Genomic DNA, 26,437 nt, shown 5'->3' on the forward strand with positions numbered 1-26,437 from the left:
GTGGCCCCCTTTTTATTTCCCTCTCCTGCCAAACAGCCCCTCCCCTCTCTCTTTAAATCTCTCCTCTGATCTCTGACCTTTTCCATCTCTCCCCTGTCAAAGCCATCCCTGGCGAATGAGGGTGCCCTGCCACTTGAGACCGGTTTGTCCCACTTTCAGAACACTGTTCATCAGGTACGGCACCGGTTCGGTCTCACCATGGGGAAGGAGGTGGATATGCTTGCGCCGCAACGTACCGGTCTCCCCCGTCGCCTTCAGATCCTCGATCAGATGGCTGGCTATGCGCTCCCGCTCCGTGGGATCAGCCAGATAGACGCCATCCAAAACCTCCTGATTCAACAACACCTCTTCAGGCTGTTGAAGGTGACGGCTCGCGCTTTTACTCAACATATCGGGATAGGTGGAAAGGAGGGATTTAACCGCCAGCTCTTTAGGAAAGGCCACGAACACCAACGGCTCGGCATCCTTGATAAAATCATATTCCGCCCGCCGCTGATTGATCCGCTTGGCAGCCCGGGTGATAAAAAAAGGCGGTATAAAGGGCACAATCCAGGTCAAATAGTGAATCTCAGGCCACGGCCCGGAAGCTTCGGCAATGGCAAACTGCAACAACAAAATCGACCCCCCCACCACCACCGTTGCGACCGGTGGATTGCTGACAACCGCTTCCAGCAATGAGGCGGAACCAGATTTATTACGCTCACTCATTTGCGCGCCCCATGCTTTGCCAAAAAGGCTTCGAAGGCCTCTTCAGCCAGGGGACGGCTATAATGATAACCCTGAATCTGGTCACACCCCATCCCCCGGAGCAGCTCCAGCTGAGGGGCCTCCTCCACCCCCTCGGCAATCACCTTGAGACGGATGGCATGACCCAACTGCACCACGGCGTTGCAGATGGCCCCACTCTCCGAATCCTCTCCCAGATCCCGGACAAAGGATTGATCGATCTTGACCTTGTCCACCGGAAACCGTTTGAGATAGGCCAGAGAGGAATAACCGGTGCCAAAATCGTCGATGGAGAGCCTGAGCCCCAAGCTGTGGAGGGCTTTCAGAGTGGCGATGGTGGTATTGGCGTCGTGCATGGCAACACTTTCGGTAATCTCCAACTCCAAATAGTCCGGATCAAGCCCACTCTCCTCAAGGATACGTCCAACCCCTTTCACCAGATCCGCCTCACCAAACTGCACCGAGGAAAGATTGACCGCCACCCGCAACGGCTTAAGTCCCTGCCTTTGCCAGGATTTGTTATGGCGACAGGCGGTCTTGAGCACCCACCACCCCAAAGGCACGATCAATCCGCTCTCTTCCGCCAGGGGAATAAACCGCCCCGGGGAAATCATGCCTCTTTCCGGATGCTGCCAACGCACCAGAGCTTCCATCCCGGAAAGCTGACCTGTCGCCAGATCCATCTGGGGTTGATAGTGGACCCGAAACTGCTCTTCCTCCAAAGCCCGGCGCAGATCCCCCAGCAGTTTGTGCCGCTCCCGGGCCTCCTCGTCCATTCCCCCTTCATAAAAACGATAGCCGTCACGGCTGTCAGCCTTGGCACGAAACATGGCAAGGTCGGCAAAATGGACCAGACGCCCCCCCTCCCGGTGATCGCTGGGGTAGACGCTGACCCCGATGGAAAAGGCCACGTCCAGGGGATTGTCCCGAATCAGAAAGGATTCCGAGAGGTGATCGCGTATTTCCTGTACCCGATCGACAATTTCGGCAATCGAGCCCAGCCCGGAAAGAATGCCTGCAAAGACATCGCCGCTGTGACGGGCCACAGTGGTGGCCGCCGGAAAGCTCTCCTTCAGGCGCACAGCCACCGCTTTGAGCAGATCATCCCCCCCATCCCGACCCAAGGCCTGGTTGACCTCCTTGAATCGATCCAGGCCAATAAACAAAATCGCCACCAGCTTTTGGCCACTGCGCGCCGCCACCAAAGCCCGATCCAGACGATCCTGAAACAGTGCCCGGTTGGGCAGTTCCGTCAGGGTATCGAAGTTGGATTGTTTAAGAAGCTGCTCCTCATAATATTTTCGCTCCGTCACATCCAGACCATAAAGATTGAGATAGCCCGACTCAGTCACCGGAGCCAGCTGGATGGAAAAGGTCCGCTCCCCACAAATCAACTCCAGCTCCTTACCGGAGCCACATTTAAGACAATCCTCCGCCACCCAACGCCACTCTCCGGGAAGACACTCCCCCTCCTGGACTTTCCAGGTGTCCAGCAGTGGGGCACTGGCACCATTGGCAAAAATCAGCCGCCCCTCTCCATCCACCCGCAAGACCGGATTGGCGTTCTCCTCGGGAAACCGCGCCAGACTACGAATTTCCGCTTCAGCTCGGGCCTTTTCGGTTATATCCGAGCCATACACATTGACATAATCGGCATCCAGAACCGACACCAAGTGGAGGGAATAGAGCCGATCATCGCAGGATACCGATAGCTCCTGACTCTTTCTGGAACCAAAGGCTGCCACCACCGCTTCCAAAAATGCCCCCGAAACCTTCTCCCCTTGAGCCGCCTTCAAGGTGCGCAACAACAAATCACTGGCGGAGTTGGCATAAAGCAAAATGCCATCGCTTCCCACACGCAGAACCGGATTGGTGTTTTCCTCGGGAAACCGGGCCAAACTCTGAATGCGCTCTTCCGCCACACCCCGACTTTCGATTTCTGCATCCAGAACATCGGTGGTGACTGTCAAGGCGACCTGTTTCTTTTGGACTTTGCGAAACAGACGCAAAATCTGCAAAACCAGGAGTATCACCCCCCCCGCAATCACCACCAAAGAGCTCATCAGAGCGGTATGGACCTCCTCAAGCCAAGCCGGATGGATGGGCCAGGCCGCCAGCCAAGCCACCACCGCAGCCACCCCGATCACCCCGAGAATCATCAATACCCACCACACCTGACGGCGCATCATGTCACACTCCACTGGGCTAAAAGGGATTTATCCAAATGCATCATTGGGTTCCACCGCACAAAAAATAGTGACAAAAAGCAATCTGCAAACTTTTCGACCATACTATACCGGATGACAAAAACGAAACAGGCTCCAAGAAGATTGAAAAACCAACGAACAGGATTTATCCCGCTGGAATCATCATCAATAGAGGTGGAGCAAACTGGATTGGCTGGGAAGGGAGGGAGCCAAGGAAAGGATAGAGCGATCCATCGGCTGGACCCGAGGGAAAGAGTCTGGCGACGACGGCAGCCATCCCTATAGAGAGATAGAGAGCTGCTGAGGGTGAAAATCAAAACCAGTGAGGGAGGAATCTCCGCTACAGCTGGCTCAATCCATCACTCTTGGGTGATGGATTTTTTTTAAAGGTGGCCAAATGACGCTCCAACACCGGCATCAGCTCAGCCAGATCCACTGGTTTGACCAAAAAATCGACCATTCCCGCTGCCAATGCCTCCCGCCGCCGCTCTGGAAAGGCATCGGCGGAAATACCCACGATGGGAATTTTGGCGGTAGACTCTTCGGCTTGAATTTTTCGGGTAGCGGAAAGACCATCCATCTGGGGCAGATGAATATCCATCAATATCAAATGGGGTTTCAGCTCCCGGGCCATCGCCACCCCCTGGAGGCCGTTTTCAGCCACTTCAGCCCCCAAACCCACCTCCCCAAGCACCGCCAGCATCATCTCCCGGTTCATGGGATGATCTTCCACCAGCAGCAAACGAACATCCGAGCTGAATTGCAGGCCACTCCAGTCAGGCTCTCCAGACCCTTCCATCACCCCCAGTCCGGGAATCAAGGGTAGCTGCACGCTGAAGGTGGTGCCACGACCCAACTGACTCTCCACCGCCACCGTACCACCCAACACCCGGGCCAGGTTTTTGACAATGGCCAGCCCCAGCCCCACCCCGGCCTCTCCCCGGGTGATGGAGCCATCCACCTGTTCAAAAGGCTCGAAGATGGTTTCCAGACGGTCCGGCGGAATACCCTTGCCGGTATCCCGAACCACAAGATTCATCAGCCGATCTTCTGCCCGGCTCACTTCAATCACCACCTCGCCACCAATGCCGGTAAATTTGACGGCATTACCCACCAGGTTCATGAATATCTGGTTGATTTTGGTTCGGTCGCTACGAATGGCCGAAGGAAATCCCGGATCGAGGTTAAACCCCAGGCGCACCCCTTTTTCCGCTGCCTTGGATTTATGGACATGAAGCAGGCTCTGCACCAATAATTGCAGATCCAGCTCCTCTTCCACCACCGCCACCTTGCCCGCTTCGATCTTGGAAAGATCCAGCACATTGCTGATAATTTCGGTGAGATTGATACCGGAGACCCGAATATTTTCCAGATATTGATGGAATCGATCCGGAATCAACCCCTTGTTTTTGAGTAAAATCTGGGAAAAACCGACAATGGCGTTGAGGGGTGTGCGAATTTCGTGGCTGACATTGGCCAAAAAGAAGGATTTGGCCCGGTTGGCCGCTTCCGCTGCATCTTTGGCTTCCTTCAAGGCGAGATCCACCCGCAGGCGTTCGGTAATATCCCGAAACACCACCACCGCACCCGTGATCTTCCCCTCCTCCCGAACCGGGGTGGAGGTATAGGCGACGGGAAACGAGGTACCATCCTTTCGCCAAAACACCTCATCGTCCACATGACGCACAATGCCATCCTTAAATGCCAGATGGATGGGGCACTCGTCCGGTGGATAGGGTCGGCCATCGGGATGGGAGTGGTGCATCACCTTATGGGAAAATTGACCCACCAGATCCTCTGTCTGCCAGCCGGTCATCCGCAGAGAGGCGGGATTGACGAATGTGGTGCGCCCCAACCGATCCACGCCATAGATGCCATCCCCCGCCGCATCCAGCAGCAACTTGTTGCCGTGACTCAACCGCCGGATGGTCTCTTCAGCCTGTTTGCGTTCGATGAGGCCAGCCAGGGTGTTGGCCATGGAGTGGAGAAAATCTTCTTCCTGGGGATCCCGGATGTGGCCATCCTGGAGATAGAGATTGATCACGCCATAGAGCTTGTCGCCGGAAAGAATGGGCACACAATAGTGACCGTGGTCCTGCATCCCTTCATATTGGACATCGTGGCGGTGGTCGAGACCATCGGCAAAAACCAGCTTGCGCTCCTGGGCCGCCCGACCACAGAGACAATAGCCCATGGGAACCCGGGCACAATGGGAAAGCAGGCCAACGTTCAACCCCCGCTGAACCGACAGCACCAGCTCGTCACTTTCACAGTCCATCAAAAAAATGGAGCCTCGGGACTGGATGGCAAGCCAGGGAATGGCCAAAATCAGATCCAGCGCCCGCTTCAGCTGTTCCGTCAGAGTCAGGGGTTCCAGGGCGGTGCGTAACAGGGCGCTGATGGCGATGGTGGATTGCTGAACCTGCTCATTGCGCTCATCCGACCGTTTGTGCCTGGAAATATCCCGGCAAACAAAGAGAGTGGCCCCCTCCATGGAGGCAAAACGCCGCACATCCACCAGCAGAGTGCGCACCCCCCCGGCTCGATCCACAATGCGGGTTTCGATGTTGGCATGATTGCCCTGCTTGAAAGGCCCCTCCTGGTGGGCAAACTCCTGCCCCAGAAGACCAGACACCTTCCCGATGGCCATGGCCTCTTCCGTTGTGCAGCCAAACACCTCCAGAACATTGGGGCTGACAAAGGTCAAACGGCCTTCGCCGTCGGTCAACAGGAAGGTATCGGAAGCGTGACTCAGCAACTCCCGGATCAGATCGTTCCCTTCCCCGGCAACATGGGTGACAGACCGGTTCATGATTCAAACTCCCCCAAAGCCATACGCCTCAACCGGCAACCATATTCCCAATGATACAGATAGAGTGTCGGTGGAGAGCTGGAACCTGCCGAGCGCCGCACTTGTGCCCAAACCGCCACGGGAAGAGGATTCCGGCCCCTGCCGGCGAGGTAAATCTCTGGTATATTGTCGGTTGGATAATAACAAGGAGTACAATCTGGTAGACTGGATGAGGTTAAAAAAAACCGAAAACAGGACACCGTTCAAAAAACAGGGCACCGTTCAATAGAAGTGGAAGCGCGAAAAAAAACAACCTACCACCGAATATTTGCTGGTGATCAGCCAGTGGGAATCAATCCCATTCAAAAAATCAAACCCCATTTTTTGCCCTGCCAACCCCTTTCACAACCACTTAACTCTATTCAATTTTTTTATTTAATCAAATGCTATTTTTAACTATAAAATTTTCCTCGTCCCCAACCGGGATCCTCTCATCACTCTCACATTTCGACACTTTTCCCAACCCAACCATCCCCGAGCCCAACCATTGGTCAAACCATGATCCATATTGAAAATCTTCACAAAAACTATGGCCACCAAACCATCCTGGAGGGGGCCTCTCTGGTGGTACACCCTGGGGAAAAGGTGGGGCTGGTGGGCCGCAACGGCACGGGAAAATCCACTCTGTTCCGATTGATCGAAGGGTTGGAAGAGATGGATGAAGGGGAGATTCGCCTCCAGGGACGCCTGCAAATGGGCAGCCTGCGGCAGGAACTCGCCCCTTCGGAGCGGCCCATCCTGGAAGAGGTGCTCCACGGCCACCGGGAGATGATGGCGTTGCGTTTGGAGCGAGAAAGCCTGCATGAACAACTGGAGAGCCTCCCCGCCGACAGCGACCACCATACCGCCCTCACCCAACGCTGGGGAGAGGTGGATCATCGTCTGGAGGAGCTGGACTCCTTTTCCGCCGAAGGGCGCGCCGGGGCGATTCTCATGGGCTTGGGTTTTACCCGGGCGGAGCTTGATCGGCCTCTGAGCGCCTTTTCAGGAGGGTGGCGGATGCGGGTGGCGTTGGCCGGGCTGCTTTTTTTTGGTCCGGAGTTGCTGCTGCTGGATGAACCGACCAACCATCTGGATCTGGAATCGGTGGCCTGGCTGGAGGGCCATCTTTCCCGACTTCCCGGCACGGTGGTGATCATCTCCCATCAACGGGCTTTTTTGAATCGGGTCACCCGCATCACGGTGGAGTTGGAAGAGGGTGTTCTGACCCGCTATGCCGCCCCGTTTGATCGTTTTTTGGAGCTGAAGGCGGCAGCCATTGAGCTGACTGAAAAAAATGCCGACAAGCAGGCCCGCAAAATCGCCGAGCTGGATCGCTTCATCCGCCGTTTTCGGGCCAAGGCCACCAAAGCCCGTCAGGTGCAAAGCCGCGTCAAGGCTCGGGAGCGCATCGAACCCATAGAGCGCCACCGCTCCCCGAAGCAGGCCCCCAAAATCCGCTTGCCCAAGCCCAACCCCTGTGCCCGGGAGACTTTGACCGCTCACGATCTGGCAAAATCATTCAACGGGGCTCTCGTGTTCAAAAACGCCTCTGTCGAGATGCAACGGGGGGATAAGGTGGGGCTGTTGGGGCCTAATGGTGCGGGAAAATCGACCTTACTGAAGCTCCTGGCCAGCGCACTGACCCCGGATACCGGCACCATCACCCTGGGTGACCGGGTGAAGAGCGCCCTTTTTACCCAGCACGCCATGGATAGCTTGAATCTCAACCACACGGTGCTTGCTTCAGCCACCGAGACTGCCCGCCCCAACACCAAGGAAACCGATATTCGCACGCTGCTGGGGGGGTTTCTCTTTTCCGGGGATGCGGTTTTCAAGGAGATCCCGGTGCTTTCCGGGGGAGAAAAGGCGCGGTTGGCTTTGGCGCGGCTGTTTTTGACCGGGGCCAATCTGCTCCTGTTGGATGAGCCCACCAACCATCTGGATATGGAAGCCAGGACGGCTCTTGAAGAGGCTTTGGAAGAGTATGGCGGAACGCTGGTGTTGGTTTCCCATGACCGGGATTTACTGGAAGCGGCCTGCACCCGTTATCTGGTGGTTTCGGGGGGGCGGGTGGAAGCTTTGGATGGTTCGTTGGATGACTATCTGGAGCGGGTGACCAGCCAAAGGGGCACGGTGGGATCAGCCCGCAGCGATGGCTCGGATGTCTCCAAGCCGGACACGGGTAGCCGGGCCAAAGCCAAGGAGAACAAACGCCTCGCCGCCCAAATCCGTAACAAGCTCCACCAGGAGACCAAACGCTTGCGGCAAAAGGCGGATAAGATGGAAGGTCGCATCCAGGAGTTGGAAGAAAAAAAAGAGAACATCGACACCCGCCTCACCGACCCGGGCCTCTATGAGGAGTCCCAAAAGTCGCACCTGACGGAGCTTCTCGATCAAAACCGAATCGTCGCCCAGGAGTTGGAGCAAACCATGAACGATTGGGAAGGGGCTTCCATGGAGATCGAAGAAAAAGAGGAAGCTGCCCGGAAGGCGCTGGAAGGGTTGGAGGGGTGAATCCGCGGTTATCAGGAGGTGGATTTCACAGCTGGATAGATCGAAAGTTCCCGACGGTGACGCCCAGCCAGCCAGAGGAGGGTTTTTTCAAAATGTTGGAAGGAGCGGGAGTTGGATCGCAACCGCTCCCAATCCAATCCGGCCAATAATCGAGTCTGATCCCGGGTTGGTTTGTAGCGCTTACTGGACCCCATCAAACCACTCAACTGCTCCTTGGCTCCCCGGATCTCCTCCATATCCTTTTCGACATCAAACGATTCCAATTGCCAACGATAATCCGGGAATTGCTCGGCAAGAGTCGGCAGGGAAAAAAGAAACAGGGTTTCAAACTCCCGGTGGAAAAAAACGATCCCGACCGGTTTTTCTTCTGGCCGGTGCATCCGCTGGATACGCTGAGAAAACGCCCGGACCACCTCCAAAGGGCAGGCGTCGTCACAATCCACCACCAGCAACACCGAATCTCCATCCCGCCTGGTACAGGCATAGTGAACAAATTTTTCCAGCTCCCCTTCCCGCTCCAGCTTGGGGATATCCCCTACCTTGATGGGATTTCTGGCCGGATGGATCCCTTTGATACCAAGCTGGTTCAAGGTGAGAGGAATGAGCTTACCCACCGCCTCCTTATCCCCCTCCCCCTCCACCAGGAGCACCGGCTTGTGGAAGGGCCTGCTCATTCGCTGTAGAGCCCTTCCCGGCTCATCAACTCCCCAAGTGAAAACAACCGGTTCCGAACCGCATCCACCTGGGCTTGATTGATGGGACCAACCTTCGTCACCCCATCCACCATCTCCACGGCATGAATATGCTCTGGATCAAAATGATCCACCAGATCCGGGCTGTGGGTGGTGACGATAATCTGGGTCTGGTCGCTCACCTCTTTGATGGCATCGGCAATTACCGCCAACACGCCTGGATGAACGGTTTGCTCCGGCTCTTCCAGGGCTATCGTTCCAGTTTTCTCCGGCTGATAAAGAGCGGTCAGCAGCCCCAATACCCGAAGTGTGCCATCCGAGAGTTGAGAAACCTGGAAATCATGCCCCTTGCCATCACTCTCCCTAACTCGGAAAACGGGTACCATCATCCCACCAAGACTCTGAATCCGAATAGCCTCCAAGCTGGGCATGATACGTTGTAGAGCAGATATGATCTCCTGCTTCGCTTCCTTCCCACTATCCAGCTTGGGCATCATTTTGAAGATGGAAGTCAAATTGCTTCCATCGGAGTTCAACTGCTTGTCATTGGAAGGGTTTTGAGGTGCTCGGAGGGTATTTGGGAAAATTGAATAAGTATCACAACGAACCAAACTACCATGAAGCGCAGAAAATGGACCAACATGCAAATTGAAAAACAAATCGCTCTTATCTCTAAGAATGTATCTATCCGTTATTTCGCTATTGGAAGACTTTATTGTTCCTTTTTTATCACGAAAAAATTCAACAAAACCATCACAAGGAAATTCATAATCAAGCTCAAATCCCACAGATTGTGCCAATAAAAAACCTTCTTCTTTGATAACCGAGTAATCACCTTTAAAGGATCCTAGAGAAAATTTAAGCCCACCTTGAAGAAAATCATTTTTAACATGCACTTCAAAGGAAACTTGCTTCGCCCCCCGGGGAGTCCACTGCCGAATAGTATCAATCCCATGCCGATCTGAAACAGCCCGATCCAGCCCAAAACGCAGCGCATCCCGAACAAATTTCAGGGCGTCCACCACGTTGCTTTTGCCGGAGCCGTTGGGGCCCACCAAAATATTGATGGGTCCGAGTTTCAGATCCAGATGCTCAATGCTTTTATAGTGTTTGATGATGAGGCGGGTAATCATGAAAATCCGCTCCTGACAGCAAGATGAAACAGGACATGGGGAAACATTGCCCCAAAATCAGGAGGGTTGGCAAGCTGAGAAGATAACTTTATCCGTACCGAAGAGAAAAACCGCTAATCCAACAACTCCAACACCATCTGCGGTTGCAGGTTGGCTTGGGCCAATATCGCTACCCCCGCTTGTTGCAAGATCGCATTGCGCGCCAGCCCCGTAGTCTCCTCGGCGATGTCGGCGTCGATGATTCGGGAGCGGGCCATGTCGGTGTTGTCGGAAATGTTTTCCAGGTTGGATATAATCGACTCAAAGCGGTTTTGCGCCGCACCCAACGTCGCCCGGATCGAAGTCACCGAATCCAAAGCGTTATCCACCAAGCCAATCGCCGTGGAAGCCGAACCCGTGGTGGAAACGTTGACCTTTTCACCACCCGTGGAAAAACCCAAAGCACTCGCACCCGCATCATCAATGGAGATGGTGATGGTCTGACCCGCGTTCGCCCCCACATGGAAGGTCTTTCCGGTAAAAGTGCCGCTGAGGAGTACCGTGTCGTTAAACTCGGTATATTCGGCAATCCGGTCGATCTCCGAAACCAAGTCCGCCACCTGAACCTGCAAATCATAGCGGTCGTTGTCGGTGAGGGTCGAAGTGCTCGCCTGCACCGCCATATCGCGGATATCCTGAAGGGCGGCAGTGGTCTCTTCCAAGGCGTCGTCGGCAATCTGAGCCAGAGAAAGCCCATCATTGGCGTTGGCGACCGCTTGGTTCAAGCCACGAATCTGTGCTGTCAGGCGGGTGCTGACCGAAAGTTCGGCAGCTCCATCCTTGGCGCCGTTGATTCTGAGACCGGAAGAAAGGCGTTCGAAATTAACGTTGAGGGCGCTGGTAGACGAGCGCAGATAGCGCTGCACCAGCAACGATGCAGAGTTGCTGTTGATCGAGAGAGCCATGTCAAAGTCTCCAACTTATACGTCAGGGAGTGGGTTGCCCCATACCTCGTCAGGATGACGGGGGAGCGTGTGCCTTTTCGGCTTTATACTCCTCTGATCATCCCAATTTAGTGGACACAAAGCCCACTGTCAAGCAGCTGTAGAGGTTCGCACTCCACCTCTTCATATTCTCTTCGGCTGGTCAGCGCGTTTGGTTGAATGAAAAATTTGGGCAGGGTGAAAAAAAATGACAAGGAAGGATGAAGGGTGTGGTCACCTTGGCAGCTTGTAAATTGAAAAAGGGAAAATCACAAAGATAAAAAAGGAAAAATCAAAAGATAAAATCAAAAGATAAAATCAAAAGAAAAACCGTGGGGGCTCGCCCCCACACCCCCAGGGGGTTGTAAAGCAAAATCAAAAGATAAAATCAAAAAATTGAAAACAAAATCAAAGGATTGAAAGCAAAATCAAGATCAAAGGAAAAACCTTGGAGGGAAAGAATTCCCCCCAATCCCCCCATCTTTTTTTTTAATAGTTTAAATTCAAAAGACTAAAAAAAACATCACCCTTCAGCCTCCTTCAATGCACTCTCCACATCATCACGGTAAAAAAGATACGCCGCCAACCCCGGCAACGACGCCAACACCACACTAATCCGATAAACGAAAAAAATAGTGCCATACGCCGCACCACTCACAACCGGCTCCACCCAACGACATACCTGATCAAATGCCGCCTCCCCAACCCCAATCCCACCCGGACTCACAGGCAACACATTCGCCAACCACGTCCAAGGCGTAACAAACGCATACCCCAAAGGCGAAACCCCATCAATCCCCACCAAAATCGCCAACACCACCAAACTCAAAATCCCCAAAATCTGCATCAATAACGACACCCCAAACACCCCAACCAAACGCCAACCACCCCGCCGATATAAAACAATCGCCTCCTCCACACGACGCAAAATCCCCACCCGACCAAATAATTCCCGAAGCCTCTCACTCCGACGCCACACCAAATGAATCACCACCACCCCCAACGGCGCGCCAACCACCAACACCACCGCCACCAAACCCAATAACTGCAACGGACGATTGGCCAACACCTCCCCAGGGTTCAAAACCATCACAACAACACACAAAACAAACAACGTATAAAGCCCAACCAAACGATCCACAAAAATGGAAATCACCGCCGCCGAACGCCTATCCGGTGCCGCCCGCACCCCATAAGCAATCCGCAAAGCATCCCCCCCCACCCCACCACCCGGCAGAAAAGAATTAAAAAACAATCCGATAAACGTAATCTGAATGGTCTTGAAAAAAGGCAGACATATCCCCTGACACTCCAACAACAAGCGCCAACGATAAGCCGCCACCACAATCACCCCCAAATTAAACACCACCACCCCAGCAAACAGCCAAGGATGAATACCAGTAGCCAAAAGCATCCCCGGATCCAACTTCCCCCGCTGCACCAACCAAGTCACAATACCAACAGCAACAGCCAACTTAAGGCCAAACCAAAATCCAGCGCGTGCGCGCTTGCCCCCAGCAGAAAAATTTTCCTGGGGGTCGGATGGAACCTCTGGCTTATCCACGAGAGATTGGCCTGGACAGGGCTTCAGGCTATTGCAGGGTTTTCAGGTAGGAAATCAAATCCTGACGATTTTCCGCACTGGTGACGCCATCGAAGGAAATAGGATGGTCGGAATCCTTTTTGGCCATGCGGGTGTCAGGTATGAACTGGCTGGGGTCAGTGATGAAGGCTTCCAGATTTTTGTCATCCCAGACGAAAGGATCCATCTCGACCATTTTGGTGAAAGCCGGGCTGTAGGCAAATCCGGTGATGCCCGCAGGACGATTATAAATCCCCCAGAGGAACGGCCCCTTTTCATGGATCTGCTCAACGGTCAGATCGTGACACACCTCGCAGTTGTTTTCTGCAAGCCGCTTGCCGATGGCCACATCCCCCGAAAACCAACGCATCCCAGCCACCAACAGCAGGGTAACGCCCAGAATGGACATGATGGTGATAAATATCTTGACCGTATTCACAGGATGGCGGGCCTTTTTTAATCGGAAGGACTGGGGACGTTTTTCACCCTACGATTAACGTGAAAAATCAACAGAAAGTCAAGCTCAAAGTAACCCCTTCCCAACGCTCTGACAGCGGCCTCCACAGATCCTGGACAACAGTTTGAAGCAAAGCACGATCAAAAAATCGCCCTGGGGGAGGAATAACGCCCTCAAACCAAAGCCGCCAAGCCCTTTTTTCCAAATCCGCTCACCCTGGGAAATCAAGCCTCAATCCCGGTCACGATCTGGCAGGGTAATGCGTTTGCTGATGCCGCGTTTTTTGGGTGCGGTGGGTGTGGTCAGTTCTGGCGGCATGGTTTGGGCAGTGGGCGGCGGGGGTGCTGGGGTTTGGGGCATGGGGGGATGATGGTTTGGAGTCTGGTGTGAGTTTGGCAGTTGTTGTGGGGGATGTGGGGGTTGTTGTTGTGTTGGTGGCCAGGGGGGTTGAGCGGGTGTTGGGGATCCTCCGCCGAACCAGCCTGCGATTTTGCTGAACAGGGATGAAATGCCTCGCCACAAGCGGGGTAGCAGCCAGATGAGAAACAGCAGAAAAACGAACAGTCCGATTAAAAACAGCACGGGGTGTTGCAGCGCTGCCCACAAGCCGCCGATAACTGCCAAATCTTCGGCAAAGGAGGCGGTCCAGTTGGAGAAGGGTTCCGGGGAGGTGTTGATCATCACCCGGCTGCCTGCTTTGGTGACGTGGCTGGTGGTTGCCAGTGTACCCCCGACGATACCGGCTGCGATGACCCCGGCTTGGGAGACATCTCCCACGGCTCCGGCGGCCATCACCACGCCTGCGGGAATTCGCACGAAGGTGTGCAGGGTATCCCAGGCGGTATCGACTCCCGGGGTTTTATCGGCGAAGAATTCCACTGCATACATTAATCCGGCAGCTCCGATGACCAGGGGATTGCCCAGCACTTCCAGGTCTGGGGGCAGGACCATGTTATCGGTCATGCTCATAAATCCCAGGGTAAGCATGGTGGCGTAGAGGTTGATGCCACTGGCCCATCCTACTCCCATGGCGAGTGCTATGGCGGTAATAAGCTCTTGATAGGCTTCCAATTCCCAGCTCCCGGGTCAAATGATATGGTTTTGACTCTAACTATTAAAAAAAAAGATGGGGGCTTGGGGGAATTCTTTCCCCCAAAGGTTTTTCCTTTGATCTTATCCTTTGATCTTATCCTTTGATCTTATCCTTTGATCTTATGATCTTATCCTTTGATCTTATCCTTTGATCTTATGATCTTATCCTTTGATCTTATCCTTTGATCTTATAATCTTATCCTTTGATCTTATCCTTTGATTTTGCTTTACAACCCCCTGGGGGTGTGGGGGCTTGCCCCCACGGTCTTGTCTTTGATCTTAGTCGTTCTATCTATATTCTTAGTCATTCCAAATAAAAATGGCACATCAGGCTTGATTGATGCGGTTCGCGTTGCTCACCACATCCTACGCAAATTTCCTCCCGGAAATGCCATATCGGGGTAAAGCGTGCGTGCCATTCTAAAGTTGGAATGACGATATCCTTTGGCCTTGTTTTTGGTCTTGGATCTTTCCCCTCGAAGCGTCAAACGCATGAAATATAACGCTTTCAGCCCCCCTCTTAGACACCCAATGACATCAGATCCGTTCGCCCCCCACGGATGTCTCCGAGCTTTCCCCATCGTCATTATTATCATCTTCGGAGAGGGATGAGGGGATACCGATGCGTCCGACTTTGTCGAAGGGGATGGATCCGGCCAGGGGCAGGTCGATATCCACGTCGCCGTAGATATTATAATCCAGGTAGGTTTTACGATCCTTGATGATTTTGGCAATGCGGCTGATGGTGCTGAAAAGATCGGTGGTCACCTCGACGCTCAGGCGAATTTCGCCATAGGAGGGAACGGTAAAGGGTTCGGAGCGGATGCCTTTGGCGATGGGCTCGTCATCAAGATCAAGTTGAAACTTCATGGCGCTCACAGGCAGGGGCACGGCGTTGGGGTTTTCCACCAGGAGCTTTAGCCGATAGCGCTGCTCAAAAAAATTGGCTTTGACGATATTGAGTCCTGCCAGAGAGATCTCCGGGGGATCCAGCACCTTGGGCGCTGTGGCACAACCGGCCAACATCAACGAAAGAAGCACCACCAACCATTTTTTAATCCCCATCATCCGCCTCCAAGATTCCAAACACCCGGCCCCGTTTAGCCATCTGTTCTGCTTACCATTGATTCTCCATCCATTCAACCGCCTGCCAGTTGCTTGAGAAAGGTTTCCAGGGCATCTCCCTTCTGCAACGCTTCGGATTCAGCCAGGAGGGGTATTGATTGCCCCCCATGCGAGGGGGATTGGTTCTGTACCAACATGGCAAAGAGCCCCCTCCCCACCCAGGAAACCACTTCGCCGTTACGTTGATGGACTGCCACCTTCAAGCCACAGGAGGGGGAGCGGGCTTTGAGGATATAGCCATCCACATGGGCCAACTCTACCAGGCGTTTATTTCCCCAAGCCATGAAGCGTTCGGTATCATCCACACCCTCTTCCACGGTGACCATTCGGGGAGCGTGGGGATCTCCTTCCAGGCGGCGGGTTGGACGGGGTACCCCAAAGCCGCACTCCACCTCCGGGCAGATCGTGATCAGGGTGGCCCTGGGGAGGAGAACCTGCACCAAGGCGTGATCCAGCTGATGGCCGCCATCGTAGCGAACCGGCTCCCCCAGGAGGCAGGCACTGATACCGATGGTAATTTTTTTGTTGGAATTCACGCGCTCCGGTTTCCCATCGGGCCATATCGGTTTTGTAAGGTGTCGCACTCTCTCATGGCTTGACCAAAACTTTCAGGGCGCCTTTTTTTCCGGCTTTTTTGAAAGCGGCCAAGCCCTGATCCAAGCCATACACTTCTTCGATCAGGGAATCCACCGCCACCAGCCCTTGAGCCAAAAGACGCAAGGCCGGGGCAAAGGGGCCGCAGCGGGAGCCTGCCAGGGTAACCTCGCCCACCACCAGATCAGTGAAGGATATTTCGCTCAGAGCCCGGAAGGTGCTCTTCAAAATGATTTTTCCCCGGGGTTGCACCAGCTTTTGGGCCAGGGTCAATCCCGAAGCGCTCCCGGAACATTCCACCACCACGTCGGATGGGGGTAAATCTTCCGCTTCTTCCGCCATCAACACATCGACCCCCAAGGGGGCCAAGGTTTGGAGCTTATGGGTATGCCGCCCCACCACCTGTAGCTGGCAACCGCTCAAGCGCAGCACCCGAACAATCAATCCCCCCAGCTTGCCATCCCCAATCACCGTGACCTTATCCGAGGGCCGCAGATGGATGCGATCCAATATTTCCAGGGCGGCGGCCAGGGGCTCCACAAAGACCGCCTGCTCATCCCTCACCCCAGAAGGAACACGGTGGAGATTTTCTACCGGCATCACGCAATAGTCCGCCAACGCCCCATCCCAACCATGAATCCCCAGCACCCGCCGTTGGGCACAGTGCCCCCCCTCTCCTTTCAGACAGGTGTCACACCTCCCACAGCCGTGGTTGATTTCCCCCACTACCCGGCTGCCCACCAGATCGCTGGCACCATCGGCAACGGCTTCCACCACGCCGATAAATTCATGACCCAACACCCCCCGAAACCCTTTATACCCTCCCACCAACTCCTGATCAGTGCGGCAGATACCGGCCAGGATCACTCTAATAAGCGCCTCCCCCCCGGCAGGTTGGGGTTTTGGGGCATCCTCCCGCAAGGCCAACCCCCCTTTTTCATCCACCACCAGCGCCCGCATTCCTCTTCTCCCAGCCAAAAACCTGTACGACCATCATCGAAACCCGACCATTTGTGCGACTGATCCAAGGCACCAATCAAACGTCATGACCAAATATCTGACGATCTGTCAGATTTCCGACCGGGTCATCATCGACAAAATAATGCCCATCCGGCAAAAAATACCCCCATAGAAAAAACCATCTCTTCCAGCCCACCGGGAATGATTCGAAATTTTTCTTTTTATTTCATTGTCTTATAAAAACCAATTACGATCAATTTTGAAGTTGGCCCACCCCTTGCAGTAAACCAGACAACTCACATATTGCGGTCATCCCTGGTATGCTTTCCATGAAAAACACGAAGACAGGGACATCTTTGAAAACTGGTTCTGGCAAAGACGTAGCGGGATTTCCCGGAGTATGAGAGAGAAACTACCTTCCAGAGCCCCCGTCCCTGACTAAAGTGGACGGGGGTCTGCTAGGGTAACCCGATCAAGCTGATACCCCTTCGAACCATTCCGATCGATCCATTCAGAAACTCCCCCGGATTCACACTTCCGACTTATAAAATTTGAACGATCTGCCAATCCGCCCACTGTTATTCAGCTGGAGCTGCCGATTCGTTTCATACGCTCTGGAAGATGAGTGATCCCAAGGGAGAAAAATGTTCCCGACTCTGTTCCCTGATCATCCAAAACCGCCACATCTCCACCATTGAGCCACTTATCCGACCCCATTCATCTTTTACCAACCACTCCCCCCGGGGTGTAATCCACCGGCCACGCCCATTGGGACAGCTTTTCAGGGGGGGTATGAAAACGATCCCCCACTTTGATTTTTTTCAGGATATCCTCCCCATCGTTACTGTAAATTTCCTCGACCACCAACACCCCCCCCGGGACCGCAATAGAGAGCCATCGGGAATTTTTCCGAAAAACGATACCGCCCTGAAAAGGATGAAATCCCCCCTCCCCACCGCTCAGCATGGCCTTTTTCAGGCGCACCGGCTCCTCTTCCAAATAAGTACCGGCCCCCGGATGGGGATCGTCGAAGGCACAGATAAACCGCTCGATCATCTCCCCCGACCACGACCAATCGAGCCAAGCGTGGGTGGGGGTGTGGAGCCGGGGCCACTGGCTGGCGAGATAGTCGGGCTGGGGATGGGGGGTAAAAGAGAGCGACTTTTTGAGGAGATGTTTGAGAATTTCCGTCACCAGACGAAAATCCCATGTTTCCTGGAGGGCCTGATAATCCTGAGGGGTTCGGCAGCTGGGGGGGAAGAGAAATTCCTGAAATGCCACCACCTCCCCCATATCCATCTCCCTGCCCATATGCCCTTCCATCCGTTGCAGGAGGGAAAGGCCAAACCGATCCCCGGCCAAAATCCGCCAGGAAAAGCCCCCACCCCCCCGATCCCTGGGCAGACGCGTGCCGTGGAGGTTGAAAAGGCGATCATCAAAACGTTGGGCAATGGTTTGCCGATCCAGGGTCCAGGGCGCCCAGATCGACAGGGCAAAAGTATCGTGCATAGAACCGATGGCTTGATCTGCCAACGCCCCGTCCAGGCTCTCCAAAACAACAAAATCAACGTCAAGCTTCCCAAGCGCTTCCACCAGGGTTTGCCCTTCAGCCACCGGGGATTGGGCATGCCGGGGAGCGGTTATCACCTGCACCTCAAAGCCCACCTCCAGACCCCAACGGGCAAGCCTTAACACCATCCCACCTCCACCCAGGAGAAGCAGGCGCTTACAGGGGGGCAAACTCAGCGTAGCCATCTTTTTTTTCCTTCAGCCAAAGAGTGCCGACAACCCCTCGACCCCAGTTTCAGGCCCTTATTCAAGCCCCAGCAGAGGCAGCAATTGATCAAGGCGCTCGACCCAATAGTCGGGTTTGGAGCGGGCCAGCTGTTGGCGGTCGTGGCAGCCGTAGGTCACCGCACAGGTCGCTATCCCCGCTTCCCGACCCATCAGGATGTCATAGTCGGTATCCCCCACGATCAGGGTTTTGCTTGCATCGATCCCGGTCTGTTCCAAAACCAACTCGACCATCCGGGGATGGGGCTTGGATGGGGCATCGTCGGCGGTGGTGAGAACTTGAAAATAGTGACCCAGATCGTGGTCGCTGAGAGATCGCAACAGCCCCTTGCGGGATTTACCGGTGGCAATGGCCATGGGCAAATCGGCCTGGTGAATCGCTTCCAGGGTTTCCCGCACCCCTGGAAAGAGAGGGGGGGTCAACTCGCCGCTTTCGACCATCTGTTTATAGTGAAACTTATAGCGCTGCACCCCCTGGGTAATGGTCTCCTCCGAGGCCCCCGGCAGCAACACACTCACCGCTTCGTGGAGGGAGAGCCCCACCACCTGGGCCACCTGGGAGTGGGGTATTGCCTCTGTATGACCCACATCCGCCAACCCCAGATTGGCCGCCCGGGCAATGGCCGCCAAGCTATCCACCAGAGTGCCGTCACAGTCAAAAATCACCAATTCACACTGTTTCATGATCGTTTTCTCCGGGAACCAGAGCGGTTTTTCCGCACTGGCATGTCACAATTACCGCTGATAGAGCAGCTGTTTTCCCTGTTGGAAAGCGCCTCCAGAACCTTTTGCAGGGGGGCATCAAGGGGGGCTTCCACCTGGATGGATGTCTTCAAAATCGGGTGAGTGAAAGAGAGCCTCCCCGCATGCAGGAAGATCCGTTTGAGCCCCAACTCCCGCAAGGAACGGTTAAAATCCCGGTCCCCATATTTGGAATCCCCGGCCAGGGGATGCTTCAACCACTGAAAGTGGACCCGGATCTGGTGGGTGCGGCCGGTATCGAGCCCCACCGCTACCAGAGAGGAGTCGGCAAAACGTTTCACCACCCGATAGCGGGTTTGGGCAGAGGAGCCTTCCTCCCCAGCCACCACCATCCGCTCTCCGGAGCGGGTGACGCCCTTGACCAGATTGAGATCAATACGCCCCTGCCCCGGCTTCAAGTGTCCTCGAATCAGGGTCAGATATTCCTTTTTGATCCGCCCCTCCCGGAACGATTCCGCCAAAGCCCGAACCGTGGGGCGATCCAGGCCGAAGAGGAGACATCCGGAGGTGCCTTTATCCAGGCGATGGACCAGCTCCGGCTGGCCTGCCCCGGATTCGTTGGCAAAAATTTCCCGCAGGCCGTCCACTACCCCCCAAGGCTGTCCGCTGCCCCCATGGACCGGCAGGCCAGCGGGTTTATTCAAAACCAATAGATGAGGATCCCGATAGATAATGCCCGCTTCAAGTTTCTGCAAAACCCCTTTGGGGAGGCCCCGGGGACGGGTATCCGGAAGAGGTTCCAGATGCACCGGAGGCAAGCGTACCTCTTCCCCGGTTTCAAGGCGACGATGACCCTTGACCCGTCCGCCGTTGACCCGCACCTGCCCGGTGCGCAAAAAACGCTGAATCGCCCCCATGGGCACGCCTGGGAGCTGCTCCCGGATAAAACGATCCAGGCGCATGCCCGCCACATCCGCCTCTACCCGGATACGCTGCACTTCCCGGCGTTCACCCTTATTTTTTTCAGTCATACGTTTTTCTCGCCATTGTTCACCATCAGGTTTTCACTCCTTGAGTCAGGGAGGCCATTTTTGTTTCCAGGGAGGAGCCATGATTGTTTGTTGGGGCTGATTATGGCTCCCATCCAAGCCAAAAACAGCCTGATTCAGCCCGTTTAGTCCATTCACCCCTCTCTTTTGGGGGCTGATTTGCCCCCGCACGATGGATTCATTTCATTTCCCGGGCGACTTTGCTTCCTCTGGCAAAATCCCGTATGATAAATGAATATCGAAATAATTTTTTAATGCTTTGTCAGGCATCACACGAAACCCAACACACATTTTTATAAACCCAATGAACCCAGCCGTTCCCAATTTTAAAGTGGCCCCCAACAGGGACGCGCCGCGAACGGCTGTCAAGACAGGAGTCAACACACCGCATGACCAAACGCATGGTTATGGACGCGACCCATCCGGAAGAAGTCCGGGTGGCGATTGTTCAGGATAATCGCCTTCTCGACCTCGATATTGAAACAGCCACCAAGGAACAGATCAAAGGTAACATATATCTGGGCCGGGTCACCCGGGTAGAACCCTCTCTCCAGGCCGCCTTTGTCGATTTCAACGGAGGTCGGCAAGGATTTCTTTCCGTATCGGATTTGCATCCCAAACTCTATCCCGTCGATGAAAAAAAAGGCCGGGACACCCCTCCCCCCCCTCCCGAACCCCTTGCCGCTGAAGAACCCACACCCTGGGATGAGGTGGAAGCGGACGAAGATGAAGAGGAAGAGGACGAAAATAACGAGCCTGGGAATGAAAACAAGGAAGAGGAAACCAAGGAAAAGCCTACTCCCTCCAAAACACCCCGCCCACCCAAATCTCAACACCGGCGGCGGCGACTACCCATCCAAAAAATTCTTTCCGCCAACCAGACCCTGCTTGTTCAGGTGGTCAAGGAAGCCCGGGGAGGCAAAGGGGCCTCTCTCACCACCAACATTTCCCTGGCCGGTCGCTATACCGTCCTGCTGCCTGAAAATCATGGTGGTGGTGGCATCTCCCGAAAAATCCAGGATCCTCAAGAGCGCAAAGAGCTGAAAAAAGTCGTCAGCTCCATGGAAGTCCCACCAGAGGTGAGCCTCATTATCCGCACCGCTGGCCTGGGCCATACCAAGCGGGACATCTCCCGGGACATGAAATATCTGCTGCGTCTGTGGCGGATGATCCAAGAAAAATCAGCCAAAATCAATGCCCCTGCCCTGATCCACGAGGAGGGAGATCTGATCATTCGCACCATTCGGGATCTCTACTCTTCCGATATGACGGAAATTCTCATCGAAGGCAAAGAGGGTTACCGTCGGGGCAAGGATTTCATGCGGCTGCTCATGCCCCGCTATGTCAAGGTGGTCCAACAATATAAAGACCCCCTGCCCCTCTTTTCCCGGTTTCAGGTAGAAAACCAGATCGAGTTGATGCACGAGCGTAACATTCAACTGCGCTCCGGCGGCTATCTGGTGATCGACATCACCGAAGCCCTGGTCACCATCGATATCAACTCCGGTCGGGCCACCCGGGAAAAAGATGTCGAAACCACCGCCTTCAAGACCAACCTCCAGGCAGTAGACGAAATTGCCCGACAGCTGCGCCTGCGGGATCTGGGCGGGCTGGTGGTGATCGATTTTATCGACATGGAGGAAAAAAAGCACAACCTGGAGGTCGAAAAACGGCTCAAGGAAGCCTTCAAGCAGGATCGAGCCAAAATCCAATTGGGCCGAATTTCCCAGTTTGGACTGTTCGAGCTTTCCCGCCAGCGGCTGAAACCCACCTTTAGTGAAACCAACCGCCAGGAGTGCCCCCGCTGTCAGGGTCTGGGCACCATCCGCTCGGTGGACTCCTCCGCCATCCACATCTTTCGCCTGATCGAAGAAGAAGCTGGCAGCGGCAAACAAGGGCAAATTTATTTCCGAACACCCCAGGATGTGGCCAATTTTCTTCTCAACCGCAAACGCAACCAGTTGGTACAGCTGGAAGAAACCTTCAAGGTTGAAATCATCATCCAGGGGGATGCAAACCTGGAGACCCCACTGTTCAAACGGGACCGCCCCAAGGGTGATGCAACCAACGGCTCCGGCGACCAAAAAAGCAATAAAGACAGAAAAGGCAACAAGGATAACCGGGGAGAAAAAGCCAACAAGGATAACCGGGGAGAAAAAGCCAACAAGGATAACCGGGGAGAAAAAGGCAGCAAGGGCAACAAGGGCAACAAAGGGGAAAAAGGCAACAAGTCCAATCGTAAAGAAAACCCTGCTCCCCAGCAGCCCGATGCCCCCGAAGAGAACAAAGAGGGCACCTCGGCGGAACAGGAAGAAAAGAGCGGTCGTAAACGCAGACGCAGGCGCAGGCGGAAAAAATCCTCTGGGGAAAGTAAGGATGGCGGCCAAAACAGCCAGTCACAATCCGATCAGGCCAATCAGCAGCCCAACCAAGAGAGCCCGTCATCGGAGCCAAACGCGCCAGAGGCCAACCAGCCCCCGGCACACCCCGGTTCCGGCCCCCAACCTGTCACACCCCTGGGAGATCCGTCCCCACCCCCCCTCCCTGTCAGCAAGGATTCTGAGCAGGCTGATGGAAAGTCGGATAGTGCTGCTCCCCCAGCTGCCAACAATGAAGCAGCTGCCCCACCTCCGAGCCCGGCTAAAACCACTGGAGTTCCCGGGCTTTATGTACTCAACACCCCGGACAAACCCGTAGCCGATGCGCCTCCCTCGGCCCCGCCTGACGATGAAGCGGCCAGCCCCGATGCGCCTCCCTCGGCCCCGCCTGACGATGAAGCGGCCAGCACCGAGGCAGAAGATACAGAAGCCAAACCCCGCACCGCCTCCCGCTCCAGACGTCGGCGTCGGCGCAAACCGGCTCGGGAGCGCACAGAGGCAGAAGCAACGGACTCTTCACAGCCATCCTCATCGGAAAATAGCGAGCAGACCTCAGGGGATTCCAGCAATAAAGAGCCCCCTCAAGAAGCGTCTCCAGAGCAGACCCCTCAAGAAGCGCCTCCAGAGCAGACCCCTCAGGTAGCTGACAAAACAACAGCCCCTCAGGAAGCGCCTCGTGAGCAGACCCCTCAGGAAGCCGCCAAGGAACAGGCCCCTCAGGTAGCACCTCGTGAGCAGGCTCCTGAAGAAGCCACCCAGACCCTGGAACAAGCCCCTCAGGTAGCTGCCAAGGAACAGGCCCCTTCTGGGAAGCCTTCCCCTGCTATTGAGATAGATGACGATCCACCACCCTTCTGATCGAAACAAAATGCTCGACAGCTTATCCAGTCACTGTTGATTCGGTGGGGGAGGAGATAAAATACCCTCCCCCACCCTGCTGAAAACCAAATCTTCCTGACCTCGCTGAATTTCCTGCCTTTCTGACCGATGATAAATTTTATAAATGGTGGCTACCGCCCATTTCCAGGCATCAAAAAAACAGATCCCTTTCAGAGTTGTCACCAAACCTGCTCCCTTGGTTGCCGCTGGAGCTATGATCAATAAAGTGATTTAAGTCAAAAAGAACTCAATCCCTGAACATTCAACTGTCCGATATCGAACTATTTCGAAAAAAACAAAGAAACTCCATGCCAAGCCAGGAAAAATAAAATATCCTTTCCAGCTTAAAGTACCACTCTCTCCATCCACCTTAGGTAAAACCTGGCTGTACACCCTCAGGATGAGTACGCCAAACAGCTGATTGCCAACATGGATCCAGATCCATTTACCGGCTGCCGGGCTTGCCTTCCATAAGCTGCCAATACCGATGGAAACCAATCCATGAACATCCTCGTCGTTGAGGACAGCATCACCCAGGGGCTCCTGCTCAAAGCCATTTTACAAAAGGCCGGGTATAGGGTCACTCTGGCCAGAGATGGTGATGAGGGGCTGCGCCTCCTCCACACCCTCTCCCTTCCGGATCTGGTCATCACCGATATCCGGATGCCGGGTATCGATGGCTATGAACTCTGCCATCGCATCAAAAGCGACCCGAAGCTCATGCAAATCCCGGTGATGCTGCTCTCGGGACTGGCTGAAACAGAAGATATCCTCCTCGGCCTCGAAGCCAATGCCGACAGCTATATCATCAAACCCTTCGACGAAGAGGAAATAGTCCGCAACGTAGCCCAACTGGTGGCTGTCAACACCGAGGAACAGGCCGAAGAGAGCGCAAGCCGCCCCCCCCTGTCGGTCCAGCTCCATTCCGGGGAGCACCAGATCCGATCCAGTCGCCGACAAATTCTCAACTTTTTGCTCTCCATCTACGATAACGCCATCCGCCGTAACACCGAGCTGACCGAAATTCAGGCCCAGCTGCGGGTGATCAACGAACAGCTCTCCGAACGCACCCAGGCCCTGGAAGAGTCGGAAACCCGATTTCGCAGCTTGGTGCAGACCGCCCCGGACATCATCTACCGCATCGATAAGGAAGGCTGTTTTTCCTTTGTCAATCATGCCATCCGCAAATTGGGGTATGAACCAAGCGAACTGATCGGAGAGCATTTTTCCATCCTCATCGCCCCCCACCAGGTGGATCAGGTTTCCCGAAAAAAAGTCCTGCCGGACTACAAAAGCCGTTCCGACCCCCCCCCGGCTCCCCCCAAACTGTTTGATGAAAAACGCACCGGGTCCCGCAAGACCATGGGCCTGGAGGTGGTACTCAAGACCAAATCACCCGGCCACGAAAAAGTGGGACGCCTGGAGACGATGGATTCCAGCCAGTTGGTGGTGGAGGTCAACAGCTCCGGCATGTATCAGATTTCCACCGACACCCCCCAGGGCCAATTTATCGGTACGGTCGGGATAATCCGGGACATCACCGACCGCCAACGGGTGGCTGAAGCCCTACGCATGGCCAAGGACGAGGCGGTACTGGCCAACCAGGCCAAGTCCGACTTTCTCTCCCGCATGAGCCACGAACTGCGCACCCCCCTGAATGCCATCCTGGGTTTTGGCCAACTCCTGGAGTCAGATCCCGAAGAGCCTCTCAGCGAAAGCCAGGCCGATTCCCTGGAACACATTCTGGAAGCGGGTCGACATTTATTGGAGTTGATCAACGAAGTGCTCGATCTGGCCAAGATTGAAGCGGGCCGGGCCGAGGTCAATCCCACCCGGTTAAACCCCGCCCCTATTTTGGAAAATTGCCTCACCCTGACCCGAACCGAAGCCCAAAAAAAATTTGTCGCCCTCATCAACCGCTGTGAGTCGGAACAGCTGCCCTGGATCCAGGGAGACAAAACCCGTTTTAAACAGGTGCTGTTGAACCTCCTCTCCAACGCGGTCAAATACAATCGGGTTGGGGGGCATGTGGTGGTGAGCCACGAAGAAACCGCCTCCAGAATGTTGCAGATAACGGTCACAGACACCGGCCAAGGCATTGCCGAACATCTGCGCCCCCAGATTTTTGAGCCCTTCAGTCGCCTCAATGCCGAAAGCACCGATATCGAAGGCACCGGTATCGGCCTGACCATCACCCGAAAACTGATCAAGATGATGCACGGGGAAATCGGTTTTGACAGCGAAGAAGGGGTAGGCAGCCGCTTTTGGGTTCGCCTGCCCATGGCCGACATCAACGACCAGGAGATGGGGGAAATGGCCTCGGTGATGGATGAAAAAACCGTTCCAACACCCCTGGAACTCCCCGATGAACAGACCATTCTCTATGTCGAAGACAACCCCTCCAACGCCCGCCTGATGATGCGCATTATCCGGCGGATTCCGGGGATGACCTGTCTCCAGGCCGAAACCGCCGAAATCGGCATCGAAAAGGCCCGGGAAGCCCTTCCCCAAGCCATTATCATGGACATCAACCTGCCCGGCATGAGCGGTTACGATGCCCTGAAAGAATTGAAAAACATGGCGGAAACCAAACACATTCCAGTGATCGCCCTTTCCGCCAACGCCATGCCCCAGGATGTCGAAAACGGCCTGCGGGCAGGATTTGACAAGTATTTGGTCAAACCATTAAAAGTAAACGAAGTTTTGGACGCTCTCGGCGAAGCTCTGGACGGCCACAACGGCTAGTTCATCTCCCTTG

At 54.7% G+C, this 26,437-nt stretch carries 18 protein-coding genes; 3 read left to right on the forward strand and 15 right to left on the reverse strand.

The annotated features are described in order from the left end of the window. Nucleotides 1–96: 96 nt before the first annotated feature. From HQL52_01660 to HQL52_01670, 3 genes are all read right to left on the reverse strand, one after another. Nucleotides 97–708 (reverse strand): hypothetical protein, encoded by a 612-nt coding sequence (locus HQL52_01660; GenBank protein ID MBF0368136.1) that lies wholly within the window; start codon nt 706–708, stop codon nt 97–99. After that, nucleotides 705–2,915: a bifunctional diguanylate cyclase/phosphodiesterase gene (locus HQL52_01665; protein MBF0368137.1), complete on the reverse strand. Its 2,211-nt coding sequence runs from the start codon at nt 2,913–2,915 to the stop codon at nt 705–707. The genes HQL52_01660 and HQL52_01665 overlap by 4 nt, the downstream gene beginning before the upstream one ends. 358 nt (nt 2,916–3,273) lie before the next feature. Continuing rightward, nucleotides 3,274–5,745, reverse strand: coding sequence for a response regulator (locus tag HQL52_01670; protein MBF0368138.1), 2,472 nt, complete (start codon nt 5,743–5,745; stop codon nt 3,274–3,276). Nucleotides 5,746–6,282: 537 nt separating this feature from the next. Here HQL52_01670 and HQL52_01675 point away from each other — a divergent pair. Then, entirely contained in the window at nt 6,283–8,280 is a 1,998-nt protein-coding gene (locus HQL52_01675) for an ABC-F family ATP-binding cassette domain-containing protein (GenBank protein ID MBF0368139.1), read from the forward strand. Nucleotides 8,281–8,291: 11 nt separating this feature from the next. Here HQL52_01675 and HQL52_01680 read toward each other — a convergent pair whose 3' ends face one another. The 12 genes from HQL52_01680 to HQL52_01735 all read right to left on the reverse strand — a co-directional run bounded on the left by HQL52_01680 (nt 8,292) and on the right by HQL52_01735 (nt 20,404). Beyond that, a complete protein-coding gene (locus HQL52_01680) occupies nt 8,292–8,954 on the reverse strand; it encodes a DUF4276 family protein (protein MBF0368140.1) in 663 nt (220 codons plus the stop codon). After that, nucleotides 8,951–10,105: an AAA family ATPase gene (locus HQL52_01685; GenBank protein ID MBF0368141.1), complete on the reverse strand. Its 1,155-nt coding sequence runs from the start codon at nt 10,103–10,105 to the stop codon at nt 8,951–8,953. Before HQL52_01685 ends, HQL52_01680 begins: the two co-directional genes overlap by 4 nt. 113 nt (nt 10,106–10,218) lie before the next feature. Beyond that, nucleotides 10,219–11,049 (reverse strand): flagellin FliC, encoded by an 831-nt coding sequence (locus HQL52_01690; GenBank protein ID MBF0368142.1) that lies wholly within the window; start codon nt 11,047–11,049, stop codon nt 10,219–10,221. Nucleotides 11,050–11,590: 541 nt separating this feature from the next. Continuing rightward, nucleotides 11,591–12,631 carry a flippase-like domain-containing protein gene (locus HQL52_01695; protein ID MBF0368143.1) on the reverse strand — a complete coding sequence of 347 codons (1,041 nt, stop codon included), beginning with the start codon at nt 12,629–12,631 and terminating at the stop codon, nt 11,591–11,593. Between the two features lie 28 nt (nt 12,632–12,659). Next, entirely contained in the window at nt 12,660–13,088 is a 429-nt protein-coding gene (locus tag HQL52_01700) for a c-type cytochrome (GenBank protein ID MBF0368144.1), read from the reverse strand. Nucleotides 13,089–13,337: 249 nt separating this feature from the next. Then, nucleotides 13,338–14,177 carry a DUF4126 domain-containing protein gene (locus HQL52_01705; GenBank protein ID MBF0368145.1) on the reverse strand — a complete coding sequence of 280 codons (840 nt, stop codon included), beginning with the start codon at nt 14,175–14,177 and terminating at the stop codon, nt 13,338–13,340. Nucleotides 14,178–14,735: 558 nt separating this feature from the next. After that, nucleotides 14,736–15,266, reverse strand: coding sequence for an LEA type 2 family protein (locus HQL52_01710; GenBank protein MBF0368146.1), 531 nt, complete (start codon nt 15,264–15,266; stop codon nt 14,736–14,738). A gap of 71 nt (nt 15,267–15,337) precedes the next feature. After that, the gene (locus HQL52_01715; protein ID MBF0368147.1) at nt 15,338–15,859 is read right to left on the reverse strand and encodes a DUF523 domain-containing protein; all 522 of its coding nucleotides are present in this window, start codon (nt 15,857–15,859) and stop codon (nt 15,338–15,340) included. 52 nt (nt 15,860–15,911) lie between these two features. Continuing rightward, nucleotides 15,912–16,877, reverse strand: a complete 966-nt coding sequence (locus HQL52_01720) for an alcohol dehydrogenase catalytic domain-containing protein (GenBank protein ID MBF0368148.1) — start codon at nt 16,875–16,877, stop codon at nt 15,912–15,914. A gap of 717 nt (nt 16,878–17,594) precedes the next feature. Then, entirely contained in the window at nt 17,595–18,632 is a 1,038-nt protein-coding gene (locus HQL52_01725) for a hypothetical protein (GenBank protein MBF0368149.1), read from the reverse strand. Between the two features lie 57 nt (nt 18,633–18,689). Beyond that, nucleotides 18,690–19,355 carry an HAD-IA family hydrolase gene (locus tag HQL52_01730; protein ID MBF0368150.1) on the reverse strand — a complete coding sequence of 222 codons (666 nt, stop codon included), beginning with the start codon at nt 19,353–19,355 and terminating at the stop codon, nt 18,690–18,692. Further along, on the reverse strand, nt 19,352–20,404 hold the full coding sequence (locus HQL52_01735; GenBank protein ID MBF0368151.1) for an RluA family pseudouridine synthase: 1,053 nt from the start codon (nt 20,402–20,404) through the stop codon (nt 19,352–19,354). The genes HQL52_01730 and HQL52_01735 overlap by 4 nt, the downstream gene beginning before the upstream one ends. Before the next feature lie 407 nt (nt 20,405–20,811). Here HQL52_01735 and HQL52_01740 point away from each other — a divergent pair, with 407 nt between their 5' ends. Both HQL52_01740 and HQL52_01745 read left to right on the forward strand, forming a co-directional pair. Continuing rightward, on the forward strand, nt 20,812–23,658 hold the full coding sequence (locus HQL52_01740) for an Rne/Rng family ribonuclease (GenBank protein ID MBF0368152.1): 2,847 nt from the start codon (nt 20,812–20,814) through the stop codon (nt 23,656–23,658). Between the two features lie 522 nt (nt 23,659–24,180). After that, nucleotides 24,181–26,424 carry a response regulator gene (locus tag HQL52_01745; GenBank protein MBF0368153.1) on the forward strand — a complete coding sequence of 748 codons (2,244 nt, stop codon included), beginning with the start codon at nt 24,181–24,183 and terminating at the stop codon, nt 26,422–26,424. Nucleotides 26,425–26,437: the final 13 nt, after the last annotated feature.

It is taken from the genome of Magnetococcales bacterium (assembly GCA_015232395.1).
In the GTDB taxonomy this organism is placed as follows: domain Bacteria; phylum Pseudomonadota; class Magnetococcia; order Magnetococcales; family JADFZT01; genus JADFZT01.